Origin of the sequence: Pseudomonas chlororaphis (genome assembly GCA_001023535.1) — a bacterium.
Lineage (GTDB): Bacteria > Pseudomonadota > Gammaproteobacteria > Pseudomonadales > Pseudomonadaceae > Aquipseudomonas > Aquipseudomonas chlororaphis_E.
Window position 1 is genome coordinate 1,165,760 of record CP011020.1, and the last position, 15,183, is coordinate 1,180,942.

Annotated in this window: 16 protein-coding genes; 14 read left to right on the forward strand and 2 right to left on the reverse strand. The window is 64.7% G+C overall.

The window, feature by feature from the left end; all coding sequences use genetic code 11:
• The first annotated feature begins 147 nt into the window (after positions 1–147).
• The 14 genes from VM99_05005 to ureC all read left to right on the forward strand — a co-directional run bounded on the left by VM99_05005 (position 148) and on the right by ureC (position 13,433).
• On the forward strand, positions 148–936 hold the full coding sequence (locus tag VM99_05005) for a histidinol phosphatase (protein AKJ97439.1): 789 nt from the start codon (positions 148–150) through the stop codon (positions 934–936).
• On the forward strand, positions 933–1,880 hold the full coding sequence (locus VM99_05010; protein AKJ97440.1) for an iron ABC transporter substrate-binding protein: 948 nt from the start codon (positions 933–935) through the stop codon (positions 1,878–1,880). Before VM99_05005 ends, VM99_05010 begins: the two co-directional genes overlap by 4 nt.
• On the forward strand, positions 1,877–2,887 hold the full coding sequence (locus VM99_05015) for an ABC transporter permease (protein AKJ97441.1): 1,011 nt from the start codon (positions 1,877–1,879) through the stop codon (positions 2,885–2,887). Before VM99_05010 ends, VM99_05015 begins: the two co-directional genes overlap by 4 nt.
• Before the next feature lie 327 nt (positions 2,888–3,214).
• The gene (locus tag VM99_05020; GenBank protein AKJ97442.1) at positions 3,215–4,480 is read left to right on the forward strand and encodes a branched-chain amino acid ABC transporter substrate-binding protein; all 1,266 of its coding nucleotides are present in this window, start codon (positions 3,215–3,217) and stop codon (positions 4,478–4,480) included.
• A gap of 158 nt (positions 4,481–4,638) precedes the next feature.
• On the forward strand, positions 4,639–6,141 hold the full coding sequence (locus VM99_05025; protein AKJ97443.1) for an urea ABC transporter permease: 1,503 nt from the start codon (positions 4,639–4,641) through the stop codon (positions 6,139–6,141).
• On the forward strand, positions 6,141–7,220 hold the full coding sequence (locus VM99_05030; protein AKJ97444.1) for an amino acid ABC transporter permease: 1,080 nt from the start codon (positions 6,141–6,143) through the stop codon (positions 7,218–7,220). Before VM99_05025 ends, VM99_05030 begins: the two co-directional genes overlap by 1 nt.
• On the forward strand, positions 7,217–8,089 hold the full coding sequence (locus VM99_05035) for an urea ABC transporter ATP-binding protein (GenBank protein AKJ97445.1): 873 nt from the start codon (positions 7,217–7,219) through the stop codon (positions 8,087–8,089). Before VM99_05030 ends, VM99_05035 begins: the two co-directional genes overlap by 4 nt.
• A 115-nt stretch (positions 8,090–8,204) precedes the next feature.
• Positions 8,205–8,903, forward strand: coding sequence for an urea ABC transporter ATP-binding protein (locus VM99_05040; protein AKJ97446.1), 699 nt, complete (start codon positions 8,205–8,207; stop codon positions 8,901–8,903).
• Between the two features lie 30 nt (positions 8,904–8,933).
• Entirely contained in the window at positions 8,934–9,776 is an 843-nt protein-coding gene (locus VM99_05045) for an urease accessory protein UreD (protein ID AKJ97447.1), read from the forward strand.
• A 145-nt stretch (positions 9,777–9,921) separates the two neighbouring features.
• A complete protein-coding gene (gene ureA / locus VM99_05050) occupies positions 9,922–10,224 on the forward strand; it encodes an urease subunit gamma (protein AKJ97448.1) in 303 nt (100 codons plus the stop codon).
• A gap of 8 nt (positions 10,225–10,232) precedes the next feature.
• Positions 10,233–10,766, forward strand: a complete 534-nt coding sequence (locus VM99_05055) for an acetyltransferase (protein ID AKJ97449.1) — start codon at positions 10,233–10,235, stop codon at positions 10,764–10,766.
• A gap of 6 nt (positions 10,767–10,772) precedes the next feature.
• Positions 10,773–11,306 carry an acetyltransferase gene (locus VM99_05060; GenBank protein AKJ97450.1) on the forward strand — a complete coding sequence of 178 codons (534 nt, stop codon included), beginning with the start codon at positions 10,773–10,775 and terminating at the stop codon, positions 11,304–11,306.
• On the forward strand, positions 11,303–11,608 hold the full coding sequence (gene ureB / locus VM99_05065) for an urease subunit beta (protein ID AKJ97451.1): 306 nt from the start codon (positions 11,303–11,305) through the stop codon (positions 11,606–11,608). The genes VM99_05060 and ureB overlap by 4 nt, the downstream gene beginning before the upstream one ends.
• Before the next feature lie 124 nt (positions 11,609–11,732).
• Positions 11,733–13,433 (forward strand): urease subunit alpha, encoded by a 1,701-nt coding sequence (gene ureC / locus VM99_05070; protein AKJ97452.1) that lies wholly within the window; start codon positions 11,733–11,735, stop codon positions 13,431–13,433.
• 157 nt (positions 13,434–13,590) lie between these two features.
• Here the strand turns inward: ureC and VM99_05075 are convergent, their stop codons facing one another.
• Both VM99_05075 and VM99_05080 read right to left on the reverse strand, forming a co-directional pair.
• Positions 13,591–13,890, reverse strand: coding sequence for a chaperone modulatory protein CbpM (locus VM99_05075; protein AKJ97453.1), 300 nt, complete (start codon positions 13,888–13,890; stop codon positions 13,591–13,593).
• A gap of 107 nt (positions 13,891–13,997) precedes the next feature.
• Positions 13,998–14,936 (reverse strand): DNA-binding protein, encoded by a 939-nt coding sequence (locus VM99_05080; protein AKJ97454.1) that lies wholly within the window; start codon positions 14,934–14,936, stop codon positions 13,998–14,000.
• Positions 14,937–15,183: the final 247 nt, after the last annotated feature.

Sequence of the window (15,183 nt, forward strand, 5' to 3'; positions counted from 1 at the left end):
CCAAGCTGAACACAGGTCAACTGTGGGAGCGGGCTTGCTCGCGAAGGCTTTGTGTCTGTCATATCAATGTTGAATGTACCGACGTCTTCGCGAGCAAGCTCGCTCCCACAATGGAACGGTGTCGCCCCCAAAACTTCGAGTGAACAAATGACCTCGCTGACCCTCTCCCACCTCGCCTGGACGCCCCTGGGCCATGGCCACTGCCATCACCAGTTCCAGCTGCGTGACGTCACGTTGCACGTGGCGGCCGGGGAGTTCGTCGGCTTGATCGGGCCCAACGGCAGCGGCAAGACCAGCCTGCTGCGCTGCGCGTATCGCTTCAGTCGGCCGGAACACGGCGAGGTCACGCTGGCGCATCACAACGTCTGGCAGCAATCCTCACGCTGGTGCGCCCAACGCATCGCCGTGGTGCTGCAAGAGTTTCCCGACGCCTTCGGCCTGAGCGTGGCGGAAGTCGTCGCCATGGGCCGCATGCCCCACAAGGGCCTGTTCGACGGCGACAGCCACGAGGATCGGCGCCTGGTCCTCGCCGCGCTGGCCTCGGCGGGGCTCGAAGGCTTCGAGGACCACGGATTCGCCACGCTGTCGGGCGGTGAAAAGCAGCGGGTGATCCTGGCCCGCGCCCTGGCCCAGCAGCCGCAACTGCTGATCCTCGATGAGCCGACCAACCACCTCGACCCGCATTACCAACTGCAATTGCTGCAACTGATCAAGGGGCTGGGCATCGGCACCCTCGCCAGCCTCCATGACCTGAACCTGGCCGCCGCGTTCTGCGACCGGCTGTACGTGATCGATCACGGTCGCGTCGTCGCCAGCGGCACACCCGCACAAGTGCTGACCGTGGAGCTACTGCGCGACGTGTTCGGCATCGACGCCCTGGTGGACGAACACCCTTTGTCCGGCTACCCACGAATCACTTGGATAACCCAACCATGACCTCGCGTTTTCTGCTGTTGCTCGCGCTGCTGCTGGGCAGCGCCCCGGCCCTGGCCGACGCCACCCACTACCCGTTGACGATCCAGAGTTGCGACCGCCAGGTGGTGTTCGACCAAGCCCCCCGGCATGCCGTCAGCCACGACATCAACATGACCCAGATGATGCTCGCCCTGGGCCTCAAGCCCCGCATGGTCGGCTACAGCGGTATCAGCGGCTGGAAGTCGGTGACCCCCGAAATGGCGAAGATCCTCGACGGCCTGCCGGAACTGGCGGCCAAGTACCCGTCGGTGGAAACCCTGCTCAATGCCGACGTGGATTTCTTTTTCGCCGGCTGGGACTACGGCATGCGCGTGGGCGGCGACCTGACGCCGCAGACGCTGCAACCGCTGGGCATCAACGTGTACGAGCTGACCGAGTCCTGCGCGTTCGTGATGAAGCGCCCCGCCGCGTCGTTGGACGACACCTACAACGACCTGCGCAATCTGGGCAGGATCTTCGATGTGCAGGATCGCGCCAACCAATTGATCGCCTCGATGCAGGCCCAGGTGGCCGACATCCGCCAGCACCTGCCCACCCGGCAACCCCGTGTGTTCCTGTACGACAGCGGCGAAGACCGGGCCATGACCTCCGGGCGCCTGGGCATGCCCCAGGCGCTGATCGAAGCGGCCGGCGGGCGCAACATCCTCGACGACCTGGAGACCAGTTGGACCCGGGTGAACTGGGAGAACGTGGTCGAGCGCAACCCCGAGGTCATCGTGATCGTCGACTACGGCGAAGTCAGCGCGCAGCAGAAGGAACAGTTCCTGCTGAACCACCCGGCCCTGCAATCGGTGGACGCCATCAAGCAGCGGCGCTTCATCGTGATCCCCTACGTCCAGGCCACGCCGGGCATCGATAACGTACTGGCGGTACGAACCCTGGCGCAGGGCTTTCACGCCCAATGAACAGCCGTCGCTATGGCGCACTACTGATCGCCCTCGGGGCGCTGCTGCTGGTGTCGTGCGTGGTGTCCCTGGGCTTCGGCCCGGCGCGGGTGCCCGTGGCGGTGGTCTGGGACATCCTGCTGAACAAGGCCTTCGGCGTAGGCAGCGTGCATTGGACCGCTGGCCAGGAACACATCGTCTGGCTGATCCGCGTGCCGCGCCTGCTGCTCGGCGCCCTGGTGGGCGCGGGGCTGGCGTTGATCGGCGCGGTGCTGCAAGCGGTCACGCGCAACCCGCTGGCCGACCCGCACCTGCTGGGGGTCACGTCCGGGGCGACCCTGGGGGCGGTCATCGTCGTGCTGCATGTCGGTGAACTCATCGGCCTGTTGACCTTGCCCCTTGCCGCGTTCATCGGCGCGTTGCTGAGCATGCTGCTGGTGCTGGCGATCGCCAGCCGACAGGGGCGCCTGGAAAGCGATCGCTTGCTGCTGTGCGGCGTGGCCGTGTCCTTCGTGATGATGGCGGCGGCCAACCTGCTGCTGTTCCTGGGTGACCACCGCGCCAGTTCCGCGGTGATGTTCTGGATGCTCGGCGGCCTGGGCCTGGCGCGCTGGGAACTGCTCGCCGTGCCGGCCGCCAGCGTGCTGCTGGGGCTGGTGTTGCTGCTGGGCATGGCCCGACCGCTGAACGCCCTGATGGCCGGCGAACAGACCGCCGTGACCCTGGGCCTGAACGCCGCGAAAGTGCGACTGTGGATCTTCCTGATCGCCTCGCTGATGACCGGGGTGCTGGTGTCCATCAGCGGTTCGATTGGCTTCGTCGGGCTGATGGTCCCGCACATCGCCCGGCGCCTGGTGGGCGCCGAGCATCGCCGCCTGCTGCCCGCTTGCGTGCTGCTGGGCAGCCTGTTCCTGGTGTGGGTGGACGTGGCCGCCCGCACCTTGATCGCCCCCGAGGACCTGCCGATCGGCGTTGCCACCGCGGCCATCGGCGGGCTGTTCTTCATTGGGTTGATGCGCCGGCGCTGAACCCTCCTCCTTCCCCGGCTTGCACAGTGGCCTGTGGGAGCGAGCTTGCTCGCGATGGCGGTGGATCAGCTAGCAGAGATGTGACTGACACTCCGCTATCGCGAGCAAGCTCGCTCCCACAAAGGCTGCAATGCTTCGCCCCAACGTGGCGCATCTGATCGCACCCGCGTCCACACAGCGCTCATTCGTGGTGCGCCCGCTCATTTTTCCCTCTGCACCGCCCCGTATTCCCAAGCCTTTTCCCGACCGGGCACACCCCTTGCAAAAGCACCTTCAGCGTCCGCATCTGCCAACCAAGAAAATCCATAAGTCCACGGAGATCGCACCATGAAGCGTCGTAGCTTGATCAAGGCTTTTACACTCTCGGCAAGCATTGCCGCGATGGGCATGGCCTGGACCGTCCAGGCCGCCGAGACCATCAAGGTCGGCATCCTGCATTCGCTGTCCGGCACCATGGCGATCTCCGAGACGTCCCTCAAGGACATGGCCCTGATGACCATCGACGAGATCAACGCCAAGGGTGGAGTCAACGGCAAGAAGCTCGAGGCGGTGGTGGTGGACCCGGCGTCGAACTGGCCGCTGTTCGCGGAAAAGGGCCGCCAGTTGCTGACCCAGGACAAGGTCGCCGTGGTGTTCGGCTGCTGGACCTCGGTGTCGCGCAAATCGGTGTTGCCGGTGTTCGAGGAGCTCAACGGCCTGCTGTTCTACCCCGTGCAGTACGAAGGCGAAGAGATGTCGCCGAACGTGTTCTACACCGGCGCCGCGCCGAACCAGCAGGCGATTCCGGCCGTGGAATACCTGATGAGCGAAGAAGGCGGCAGCGCCAAGCGCTACTTCCTGTTGGGCACCGACTACGTCTACCCGCGCACCACCAACAAGATCCTGCGCGCGTTCCTGCATTCCAAGGGTGTGGCGGACAAGGACATCGAAGAGGTCTACACCCCGTTCGGCCACAGCGACTACCAGACCATCGTCGCCAACATCAAGAAATTCTCGGCCGGCGGCAAGACCGCCGTCATCTCCACGGTCAATGGCGACTCCAACGTGCCCTTCTACAAGGAACTGGCGAACCAGGGCCTGAAGGCCACCGACGTGCCGGTCGTGGCGTTCTCGGTGGGCGAGGAAGAACTGCGCGGCATCGACACCAAGCCGTTGGTGGGCAACCTGGCGGCGTGGAACTACTTCGAATCCGTGGATAACCCGGCGAACAAGAAATTCGTCGAAGCCTGGAAAGCCTACGCCAAGGCCAAGAACCTGCCGGGCGCCGACAAGGCGGTGACCAACGACCCGATGGAAGCCACTTACGTCGGCATCCACATGTGGGCCCAAGCGGTGGAAAAAGCCAAGTCCACCGATGTCGACAAAGTGCGTGAAGCCCTGGCCGGCCAGACCTTCGCCGCCCCGTCGGGCTACACCCTGACCATGGACAAGACCAACCACCACCTGCACAAGCCGGTGATGATCGGCGAGATCCAGGCCGACGGTCAGTTCAACGTGGTCTGGCAGACCGAAGGCCCGATCCGCGCCCAACCGTGGAGCCCGTTCATCCCCGGCAACGACAAGAAGCCCGACTATGCGGTGAAGAGTAACTGAGCCCATGGGTGTCGGCCCCAATCCCCGGGCCGACACACAACCCCTGTGGGAGCGAGCTTGCTCGCGATAGCGATGGATCAGCCAGAAGAACAGTGACTGACACACCGCTATCGCGAGCAAGCTCGCTCCCACAAAAAGCACTGCGCAAGGCCTAGCATATGCCCACCGCCCTTTACCGCCTCATCCTCGCCCTGGTGCTGCTGTTGCCAGTGGCCGCCCACGCCGGTGACGCCGAAGACTTCGTCGCCGCCAACCCGACCCAGCAGGCCAGGCTCCTGGAAGACTGGGCCGCACAACCCGCGCCCGGACGCGTCGAGTTGATCAACGCCTTGGCGCAAGGCCAGTTGACGATCGACGGCCAGCCCAAGACCCTGCGCCTGAACAACCGCTTGCGCGGGCTGATCGAAACCGCCCTGGCCAGCCACCAACTGCTGGCCATCGATGCACGCCTGCGCCTGGGCGCCGCCCAACAACTGCAAAAAAGCGCGCGCCCGGCCCAACTGGCGTTTCTCGACCGGCAACTGGCCGGCGAGCAGGACGAAGCGGTGCACGCCGCCCTGAGCCTGGCCCTGGCGAACCTGCAACTGGTGGACACCAACCCGAACGTGCGCCTGGCCGCCGTCCGGTTGCTGGGTGAAACCGGCGACCCGCTGGCCCGCACGCGGCTCGAAGGGCTGCTGGAGCCCGGCGTCGAAACCGATGCCAACGTGCGCACCGCCGCCGAAACCAGCCTGGCCCAGGTCAAGCGCAAGCTGCTGGTGGGCGAGTTGCTGGGCCAGGCGTTCAGCGGCATGTCCCTGGGCTCGATCCTGTTGCTCGCCGCCCTCGGCCTGGCGATCACCTTCGGCCTGCTGGGGGTGATCAACATGGCCCATGGCGAGATGCTGATGCTCGGCGCCTATTCCACCTACGTGGTGCAGATCCTGTTCCAGCGCTTCGCCCCCAATGCCATCGAGTTCTACCCGCTGATCGCCCTGCCGGTGGCGTTCTTCATCACCGCCTCCATTGGCATGGCACTGGAGCGCACGGTGATCCGCCACCTCTATGGGCGCCCACTGGAGACCCTGCTCGCCACTTGGGGCATCAGCCTGATGCTGATCCAACTGGTGCGCCTCGTGTTCGGCGCGCAGAACGTCGAAGTGGCCAACCCGGCCTGGCTGTCGGGCGGGATCCAGGTGTTGCCGAACCTGGTGCTGCCGTACAACCGCATCGTGATCATCGCCTTCGCGCTGTTCGTGGTGGCGCTGACCTGGCTGCTGTTGAACAAGACACGCCTGGGCCTGAACGTGCGCGCCGTGACCCAGAACCGCAACATGGCCGCTTGCTGCGGCGTGCCCACCGGCCGCGTGGACATGCTCGCCTTTGGCCTCGGCTCGGGCATCGCCGGACTCGGTGGCGTGGCCCTGAGCCAGATCGGCAACGTCGGCCCGGACCTGGGCCAGGGCTACATCATCGACTCGTTCCTGGTGGTGGTGCTCGGCGGTGTCGGCCAGTTGGCCGGTAGCGTATTCGCCGCGTTCGGCCTGGGCATCGCCAACAAGATTCTCGAACCGCAGATCGGCGCCGTGCTCGGCAAGATCCTCATCCTGGCGTTGATCATTCTGTTCATCCAGAAGCGTCCGCAAGGCCTCTTCGCGCTCAAAGGACGGGTAATCGACTGATGAACCAGCCCCTGATGCTCACGGCCGCGCAAAAGGCCGGCCCCAAAGTCACCCTGGCCCTCGGCGTGCTGATCCTGGCAGCCCTGCTGAGCCTGCCGTTGTTGTCGCTATTGGCGACGGACCACCCGCTGCACGTCTCGGCCTACACCCTGACGCTGGTGGGCAAGATCCTCTGCTACGCCATCGTCGCCCTGGCGCTGGACCTGGTCTGGGGCTACGCCGGCCTGCTGTCCCTGGGCCACGGCCTGTTCTTCGCCCTGGGCGGCTATGCCATGGGCATGTACCTGATGCGCCAGGCCGCCGGCGACGGCTTGCCGGCCTTCATGACGTTCCTGTCGTGGAGCGAGCTGCCCTGGTACTGGGCCGGCACCGACAGCTTCCTCTGGGCCCTGTGCCTGGTGGTGCTGGCGCCGGGCCTGCTGGCGCTGGTGTTCGGCTTCTTCGCCTTTCGTTCAAGGATCAAGGGCGTTCACTTCTCGATCATGACCCAGGCGCTGACGTTCGCCGGAATGCTGCTGTTTTTCCGCAACGAAACCGGTTTTGGCGGCAACAACGGCTTCACCAACTTTCGCACGATCCTGGGCTTTGGCATCACCGAACCGGGAACCCGGGCAGTGCTGTTCCTGGCCACCGTGCTGTTGCTGGTGGCCAGCCTGTTCATCGGCTGGCGCCTGGCCCGCAGCAAGTTCGGCCGGGTGCTGACGGCCCTGCGGGATGCCGAGAACCGCCTGATGTTCTGCGGCTACGATCCCCGCGGCTTCAAGCTGTTCGTCTGGGTGCTGAGCGCGGTGCTGTGCGGCCTGGCCGGTGCGCTGTACGTGCCCCAGGTGGGCATCATCAACCCCAGCGAGATGTCCCCGACCAACTCCATCGAAGCCGCCGTGTGGGTCGCCCTCGGCGGACGCGGCACGCTGATCGGCCCGTTGCTGGGCGCCGGCGTGGTCAATGGCATGAAGAGCTGGTTCACGGTGGCGTTCCCCGAATACTGGCTGTTCTTCCTCGGCGCGTTGTTCATCCTCGTGACCCTGTATCTGCCCAAGGGCGTGATCGGGTTGCTGAAGAAAAGGGGCGAATCATGAGAATCACACCCACGGCCGAGTTCATGCTCGAACCCGTCCTCGACCCCTCGCTCGAGGCCAACCGGGACTCGGGCAGCAGCCGCGACGCCATCGGCCTCGGCCAGGCCGCCGGCAAGGGCCTGAACACCCGCCACGGGACGATCCTGACCCTGGAAGACATCAGCGTCAGCTTCGACGGCTTCAAGGCCTTGAACGACCTGAACCTGTACATCGGCGTCGGCGAGTTGCGCTGCATCATCGGTCCCAACGGCGCGGGCAAGACCACGCTGATGGACGTGATCACCGGCAAGACCCGGCCCAGCCACGGCAAGGCCTGGTTCGGCGAAACCCTCGACCTGACCCACATGAGCGAAGTGCAGATCGCCCAGGCCGGCATCGGCCGCAAGTTCCAGAAGCCGACGGTGTTCGAAGCCTTGAGCGTGTTCGAAAACCTGGAGCTGGCCCTCAAGGCCGACAAGTCGGTGTGGGCCAGCCTGCGGGCGACACTCAACGGCGAGCAGCACGACCGTATCCGCGAAGTGCTCGACACCGTTCGCCTCGCCCCGTCGCTGCATCGCGCGGCCGGGTTGCTGTCCCACGGGCAGAAGCAGTTCCTGGAGATCGGCATGTTGCTGGTCCAGGACCCGCAACTGTTGTTGCTGGACGAACCCGTGGCGGGCATGACCGACGCCGAGACCGACTTCACCGCCGAGCTGTTCAAGTCCTTGGCGGGCAAGCACTCGTTGATGGTGGTGGAACACGACATGGGCTTCGTCGGCAGCATCGCCGACCACGTGACGGTATTGCACCAGGGCAGCGTGCTGGCCGAAGGGTCGCTGGCGCAGGTGCAAGCCGATGAACGGGTCGTTGAAGTTTATTTGGGAAGATGAATCGGCCAGCTTCGAGCCGCAAGCTTCAAGCGGCAAGTGAAAGCAAGTCCTACACCGTCCCGCTCTTACTTGAAGCTTGAAGCTTGCCGCTTGAAGCCCTACGAACGGAGTTCAAATGTTACAGGTCCAACACCTTCACCAGTACTACGGCGGTAGCCACATCCTGCGGGGCCTGTCGTTCGACGTGAAGGTCGGCGAGGTGACGTGCCTGCTGGGACGCAATGGCGTGGGCAAGACCACCCTGCTCAAATGCCTGATGGGCCTGCTCCCGGCCAAGGAAGGCGCGGTGAATTGGGAAGGCAAAACCATCACCGCGTTCAAGCCGCACCAGCGGGTCCATGCCGGCATCGCCTATGTGCCCCAGGGCCGGGAGATTTTCGGCCGGCTGACCGTGGAAGAAAACCTGCTCATGGGCCTGTCGCGCTTTCCCGGCGCCGAGGCCCGGGAAGTGCCGGCGTTCATCTATGAGCTGTTCCCGGTGCTGCTGCAAATGAAACACCGCCGTGGCGGCGACCTGTCGGGCGGCCAGCAACAGCAGCTCGCCATCGGCCGGGCCTTGGCCAGCCGGCCGCGCCTGTTGATCCTCGACGAGCCCACCGAAGGCATCCAGCCCTCGGTGATCAAGGAGATCGGCGCGGTCATCAAGAAACTGGCCGCCCGGGGCGACATGGCGATCTTGTTGGTGGAACAGTTCTACGACTTCGCCGCCGAGCTGGCCGATCAATACCTGGTGATGTCCCGGGGCGAGATCGTGCAGCAGGGCCGCGGAGAAAACATGGAAGCCGAGGGTGTGCGCGGACTGGTTACGATCTAGTCTGTAGCGTCCTGACGATAATCAGAAATCATGAACCTACCCGTATCCGCGCCCGCCCTGTTCACCCCCCATTGGCACGCCGAGCTGGACCTGGGCTATGCCCGCTTCGGCGACAGCACACGCCCGGTGCAACGCCGCCATCACGGCCCGTTGCGGGTGCAGAAGCACCTGTACGCCGAAGGCCCCGAGGTGTGCCAGCACATCATCGTCCACCCGCCCGGCGGCATAGCCGGCGGCGACCGCCTGGACATCCGGGCCCACGTCGGCCCCGGCGCCTGGGCGCAACTGACCAGCCCCGGCGCGGCCAAGTGGTACCGCGCCGCGAGCCCGGCGTACCAGCACCTGGCGCTGAGTGTCGATGCCTGGGCGACGCTGGAATGGCTGCCCCAGGAAACCATCGTATTCAGCGCGGCCCAGGCCGAGCTCAGCACCACCGTCGACCTGCAGGGCGACGGGCGCTTGTTCTACTGGGACATGGTTGCCCTCGGCCGGCCGGCCAGCGGAGAGCGTTTTGACCTCGGGCATTTTCAATCGCACCTGGACATCCGTCGCGACGGCCGCTTGCTCTGGCACGAGCGCCAGCGCATCGTCGGCGGCGATGGTTTGCTCGACTCGCCCATCGGGCTCGGCGGCGATCCAGTGTTTGCCACGTTGTTGGTGACCGGTGAGATCGATGGCGACTTGCTGGAACAGTGCCGCTCCCTGGGCCACGCCGTGCGTGGCGACCTGACGCAATTGCCTGGGCTGGTCGTGGCGCGGTGCCTGGCGAGCGAGGCGTTGCTGGCGCGGGGCTGGTTGATTGAGCTGTGGCGGTTGCTCAGGCCTGCATTGCTGGGACGAGAAGCCGTACCCCCTCGGATCTGGAGCACATGAGATCCTGTGGGAGCGGGCTTGCTCGCGAAGACGGCGTGTCAGCCAACTCAAATGTTGAATGTGAGTCCGCCTTCGCGAGCAAGCCCGCTCCCACAAGGGATGAGTATCCCGCCCCAAATTATTTATCTGCCCTTATGGATTGCACATGGACCTGACCCCACGCGAAAAAGACAAGTTGCTGATCTTCACCGCCGGCCTCGTCGCCGAACGACGGCTGGCCCGTGGCTTGAAGCTCAACTACCCGGAGGCCATGGCCTACATTTCCGCCGCCCTGCTCGAAGGCGCCCGTGACGGCCAGACCGTGGCCGAACTGATGCATTACGGCACGACGTTGCTGAGCCGCGAGCAGGTGATGGACGGCATTGCAGAGATGATCCCGGAGATCCAGGTCGAAGCGACGTTTCCCGACGGCACCAAGTTGGTCACCGTCCACCAGCCCATCGCCTGAGGCCCGCCATGACTAGCCACGTTCGTGATGCCCAACCCACCGACCTGCCGGCGATCCGCGATATCTACAACGACGCCGTGCTCAACACCACCGCGATCTGGAACGATGCGCCCGTCGACCTGGACAATCGCCAGGCCTGGTTCGCCGCCCGGCACGCCCAAGGCTATCCGGTGCTGGTCGCCGTCGACGGCGAGGCCAATGTGCTCGGCTACGCTTCATTCGGCGACTGGCGGCCGTTCGACGGTTTCCGCCACACCGTGGAGCACTCGGTGTACGTGCGCAGCGACCAGCGCGGCCGAGGCCTGGGCCCGCTGCTGATGAGCGCACTGATCGAGCGCGCGAAGGCCTGCGGCAAGCACATCATGGTCGCCGCCATCGAAAGCGGTAATGGCGCCTCGATCCGCCTGCATGAGCGGGCCGGTTTCGTCATCACCGGGCAAATGCCCCAGGTTGGCACCAAGTTCGGCCACTGGCTGGACCTGACCTTCATGCAGTTGAACCTCAATCCCGGAGCGCCCGCGCCGGCTGCCAACAAGGAGTGAACCCCGATGAACGCCGCCCAGTTGCGTCGAGTCCACGCTGAAAGCTTTGCGCATTATCGCCAGGGCCTGATCGATCTGTTGCTCGACGCCGTCGGCCATGGCGCCAGCGTGGGGTTCATGGCCGACCTGGATGCCGCCCAGGCCCGTGCCTATTTCGATGAGGTCCAGGCCAGCCTCAACCAGGGCAGCCTGCTGCTGTGGGTGGTGGTCAAGGACGAGCAGGTGCAGGCCAGTGTCCAACTGGCCCTGTGCCAGAAACCCAACGGGCTGAACCGCGCCGAGGTGCAGAAGCTGCTCGTGCGCGGCGAGGCCCGTCGCCGCGGCCTCGGCCAGCAGTTGATGAATGCCCTGGAGCTCGGCGCGCGCCAGTGCAAGCGCGGCTTGCTGTACCTCGACACCGCGGCGGGCTCAGAGGCTGAAGCCTTCTACCGTGCCATGGGCTACACCCGCGTCGGCGAGCTGCCCGATTACTGCCAGACCCCGGACGGCACCTATTCGCCGACCGCCATTTACTTCAAGACGTTGGGACAACCGCAATGATTCCAGGCCAATACCAGGTCCAGCCCGGCGACATCGAACTCAACGTCGGCCGCCGCACGCTGACGCTGACCGTCGCCAACAGCGGTGACCGGCCGATCCAGGTCGGCTCGCACTACCATTTTTTCGAAACCAACGACGCCCTGACCTTCGACCGCGCCGCCAGCCGCGGCATGCGCCTGAACATCCCGGCCGGCACCGCCGTGCGCTTCGAGCCGGGGCAGAGTCGGGAAGTCGAGCTTGTCGATCTGGCTGGGTTGCGGCGAGTTTACGGGTTCGCGGGACGAATCATGGGCGACTTGTAGACTTCAGCTGCAAGTCTCTAGCTGCAAGCTGCAAGAAACAGCGGTTTGCGGCGCTCCCCTTCGCTTTGTTTTTACTTGAGGCTTGCAGCTTGAAGCTTGCGGCTCAGTTCCGAGGAACCATGAGATGAAAATAAGTCGTCAGGCATATGCTGACATGTTCGGCCCCACCGTCGGGGACAAGGTCCGCCTGGCCGACACCGAGCTGTGGATCGAAGTGGAGAAGGACTTCACCACCTACGGCGAAGAAGTGAAATTCGGCGGCGGCAAGGTGATTCGTGATGGCATGGGCCAGGGCCAGTTGTTGGCCGCCGATGTCGTGGACACGCTGATCACCAACGCCCTGATCATCGACCACTGGGGCATCGTCAAGGCCGATGTCGGCCTCAAGGACGGGCGCATCGCGGCCATCGGCAAGGCCGGCAACCCGGACATCCAGCCCGACGTGACCATCGCCATCGGCGCCAGCACCGAAGTGATCGCCGGCGAAGGCATGATCCTCACGGCCGGCGGCATCGACACCCACATCCATTTCATCTGCCCACAGCAGATCGAAGAGGCCCTGATGAGCGGCGTCACCACCATGATCGGTGGCGGCACGGGCCCGGCCACCGGGACCAACGCCACCACCTGCACGTCCGGGCCGTGGCATTTGGCGCGCATGCTCCAGGCTGCGGATGCCTTCCCCATGAACATCGGTTTGACCGGCAAGGGCAACGCCAGCCTGCCGGAGCCGTTGATCGAGCAGGTCAAGGCCGGCGCCATCGGCCTGAAGCTGCACGAAGACTGGGGCACCACGCCGGCGTCCATCGACAACTGCCTGAGCGTGGCCGACCAGTACGACGTACAAGTGGCGATCCACACCGACACCCTGAACGAATCGGGCTTCGTCGAAACCACCCTCGGTGCTTTCAAAGGCAGGACCATCCACACCTACCACACCGAAGGCGCTGGCGGCGGTCACGCGCCAGACATCATCAAGGCCTGCGGCTTTGCCAACGTGCTGCCCAGTTCCACCAACCCGACCCGGCCGTTCACCCGCAACACCATCGACGAACACCTGGACATGCTGATGGTCTGCCATCACCTGGACCCGAGCATCGCCGAAGACGTGGCGTTCGCCGAGAGCCGCATTCGCCGCGAGACCATCGCCGCCGAAGACATCCTCCACGACCTCGGCGCGTTCTCGATGATCAGCTCCGACAGCCAGGCCATGGGCCGCGTCGGCGAGGTCATCACCCGCACCTGGCAGACCGCCGACAAGATGAAGCGCCAACGCGGGGCCCTGCCCGGCGACGGTGAAGGCAACGACAACTTCCGTATCAAGCGCTACATCGCCAAGTACACCATCAACCCGGCGATCACCCATGGCATCAGCCACGAAGTGGGCTCCATCGAAGTGGGCAAGTGGGCCGACCTGGTGCTGTGGCGCCCGGCGTTCTTCGGGGTCAAGCCGACGCTGATCCTCAAGGGCGGGGCGATCGCCGCCAGCCTGATGGGCGACGCCAACGCCTCGATCCCGACGCCGCAACCGGTGCACTACCGGCCGATGTTCGCAAGCTTTGGCGGCTCGCGTCATGCCACCAGCCTGACCTTCCTCAGCCAGGCCGCCGTCGAGGCCGGGTTGCCGGAACAGCTCGGGCTGAAGAAGAAAATCGCCGTGGTCAAAGGCTGCCGCGACGTGCAGAAGACTGACCTGATCCACAACGACTACCTGCCGAACATCGACGTCGACCCGCAGACCTACCAGGTCAAGGCCGACGGCGTGCTGCTGTGGTGCGAGCCGGCGGACGTCCTGCCGATGGCGCAGCGGTATTTTCTGTTTTGACCTGAAACAGACAGGGTATTTGGCCGAACACCCGTGGCGAGGGAGCTTGCTCCCGCTGGACTGCGCAGCAGGCCCGTTTTTTCAGGGCCGCTTCGCGCCCCAAGCGGGAGCAAGCTCCCTCGCCACAAGGTTTATACCTGGCTCAGGAATGTGTGCATCACTCCACCAACCGCCCCAACCGCTGTTTGAGCATGCGGTTTTCGTTGCGCAGCAGTTGCACTTCTTCCAGCAGGTCCAGCGCCAGGGCGACGCCTTCCCATTCCAGTTCCAACTCGCGCCGCAGCTTGGCCGCGCGCCGCGCCAGGACCAGTTCGTAGTCGGTGAAACGCCAGTCGGTCGGTGCCGCGCCGTGAGGTTCGAGGATGCCATGGGCGACGATTTCGATCACATGGACATCCGCCAACGCCGCGGCCTCGCAGAATTCCTTCAGGTTCAGTTCAATGATCGGGTTGTTCATGGTCTGCTTCTCCCAATGCTTCAACTGTCGAGTCTAGCCAGGCTTATGACAAATCTGACTGTGGCGAGGGCGTTTGCTCCCTCGGCACAGGTTTTATATTGAGCCGGTCAGAAATTCTCTCGCGGATCGAACGCGGCCTTTTTCGCCAGCTCCGCCCACAAGGCCTTGACCGCCTCGTCGCTGGCCTTGGGCATCACCGCCTTGAGCTGCACGAACAGGTAGCCGCGCTCGCCGGCCTTGTTGCGCAGGCCGTGGCCCTTGGCGCGCATGCGCTGGCCGTTCTGGCTGCCGGCCGGGACCTTGAGGTTGATCTTGCCGGTGAGGGTCGGGACCGCCACTTCGGTGCCCAGCGCCAGTTCCCACGGGGCCAGGGGCAAGGTGATGATCAAGTCCTGGCCCTCGACGTCGAACTTGGGGTGCGGGGCGAAGCGGATGGTCAGGTACAAATCGCCATTGGCACCGCCGCCGATGCCCGGCGCGCCCTGGCCCTTGAGGCGGATGCGCTCGCCGTCGGTCACCCCCAGCGGAATCTTCACGTTCAGGCTCTTGCTGGTGTTGCTCACGTGCTGGCCCGCCGCGTTGTATTGCGGCACCTGGTAGCTGACTTTCTTCGACTCGGTCGAGAGGGTTTCTTCCAGGAAGATCGGTAATTCCAATTCCACGTCTTGTCCCCGACGGCCGGCGCTGCGACCTGATTGTCCGCCACCGAAACCTGATCCGCGATTACCGAAGATCGAACTGAAGAAGTCCGAGAAATCGCCGGTGTCCTGGCCACCGAAGCCGCCACGGCTCTGCCAGCCTGGCGGGCCCTGGAACGGCTGGCCGTGCTGGCCATAGCGGCGCAGGTCGTCGTATTCCGCGCGCTTGTCGGCGCTTTTCAGCGCTTCATAGGCTTCGGAAACGTCCTTGAACTTGGTCTCGGCGTCCTTTTCCTTGCTCACATCCGGGTGGTACTTGCGCGCCAGCTTGCGGTAGGCGGCCTTGATCGTGGCATCGTCCGCAGTCGGCTCCACACCCAGGATCTTGTAATAGTCTTTGAAGTCCATCTAAGCATCACCATCCGTTATCGATGTCGCACCGCCACGCACAGCCTGCCCGAATGACCGGGCAGCGGATTGACCGATCTCAAGATTGGGACCGGGCGGCGCATCAGAAGTTTATCGGCAGCCGGTGGCGGTTCTTGTACTCGCCCTGTGGCTGCCAGGCCCATGCCAGCAAGTTTGGGGGGATTGCGCGGTCTTTCAAGGCCAGCGTTTGCAAATTAGCGGATAACCGGCCTTCGAATCCGGGCCG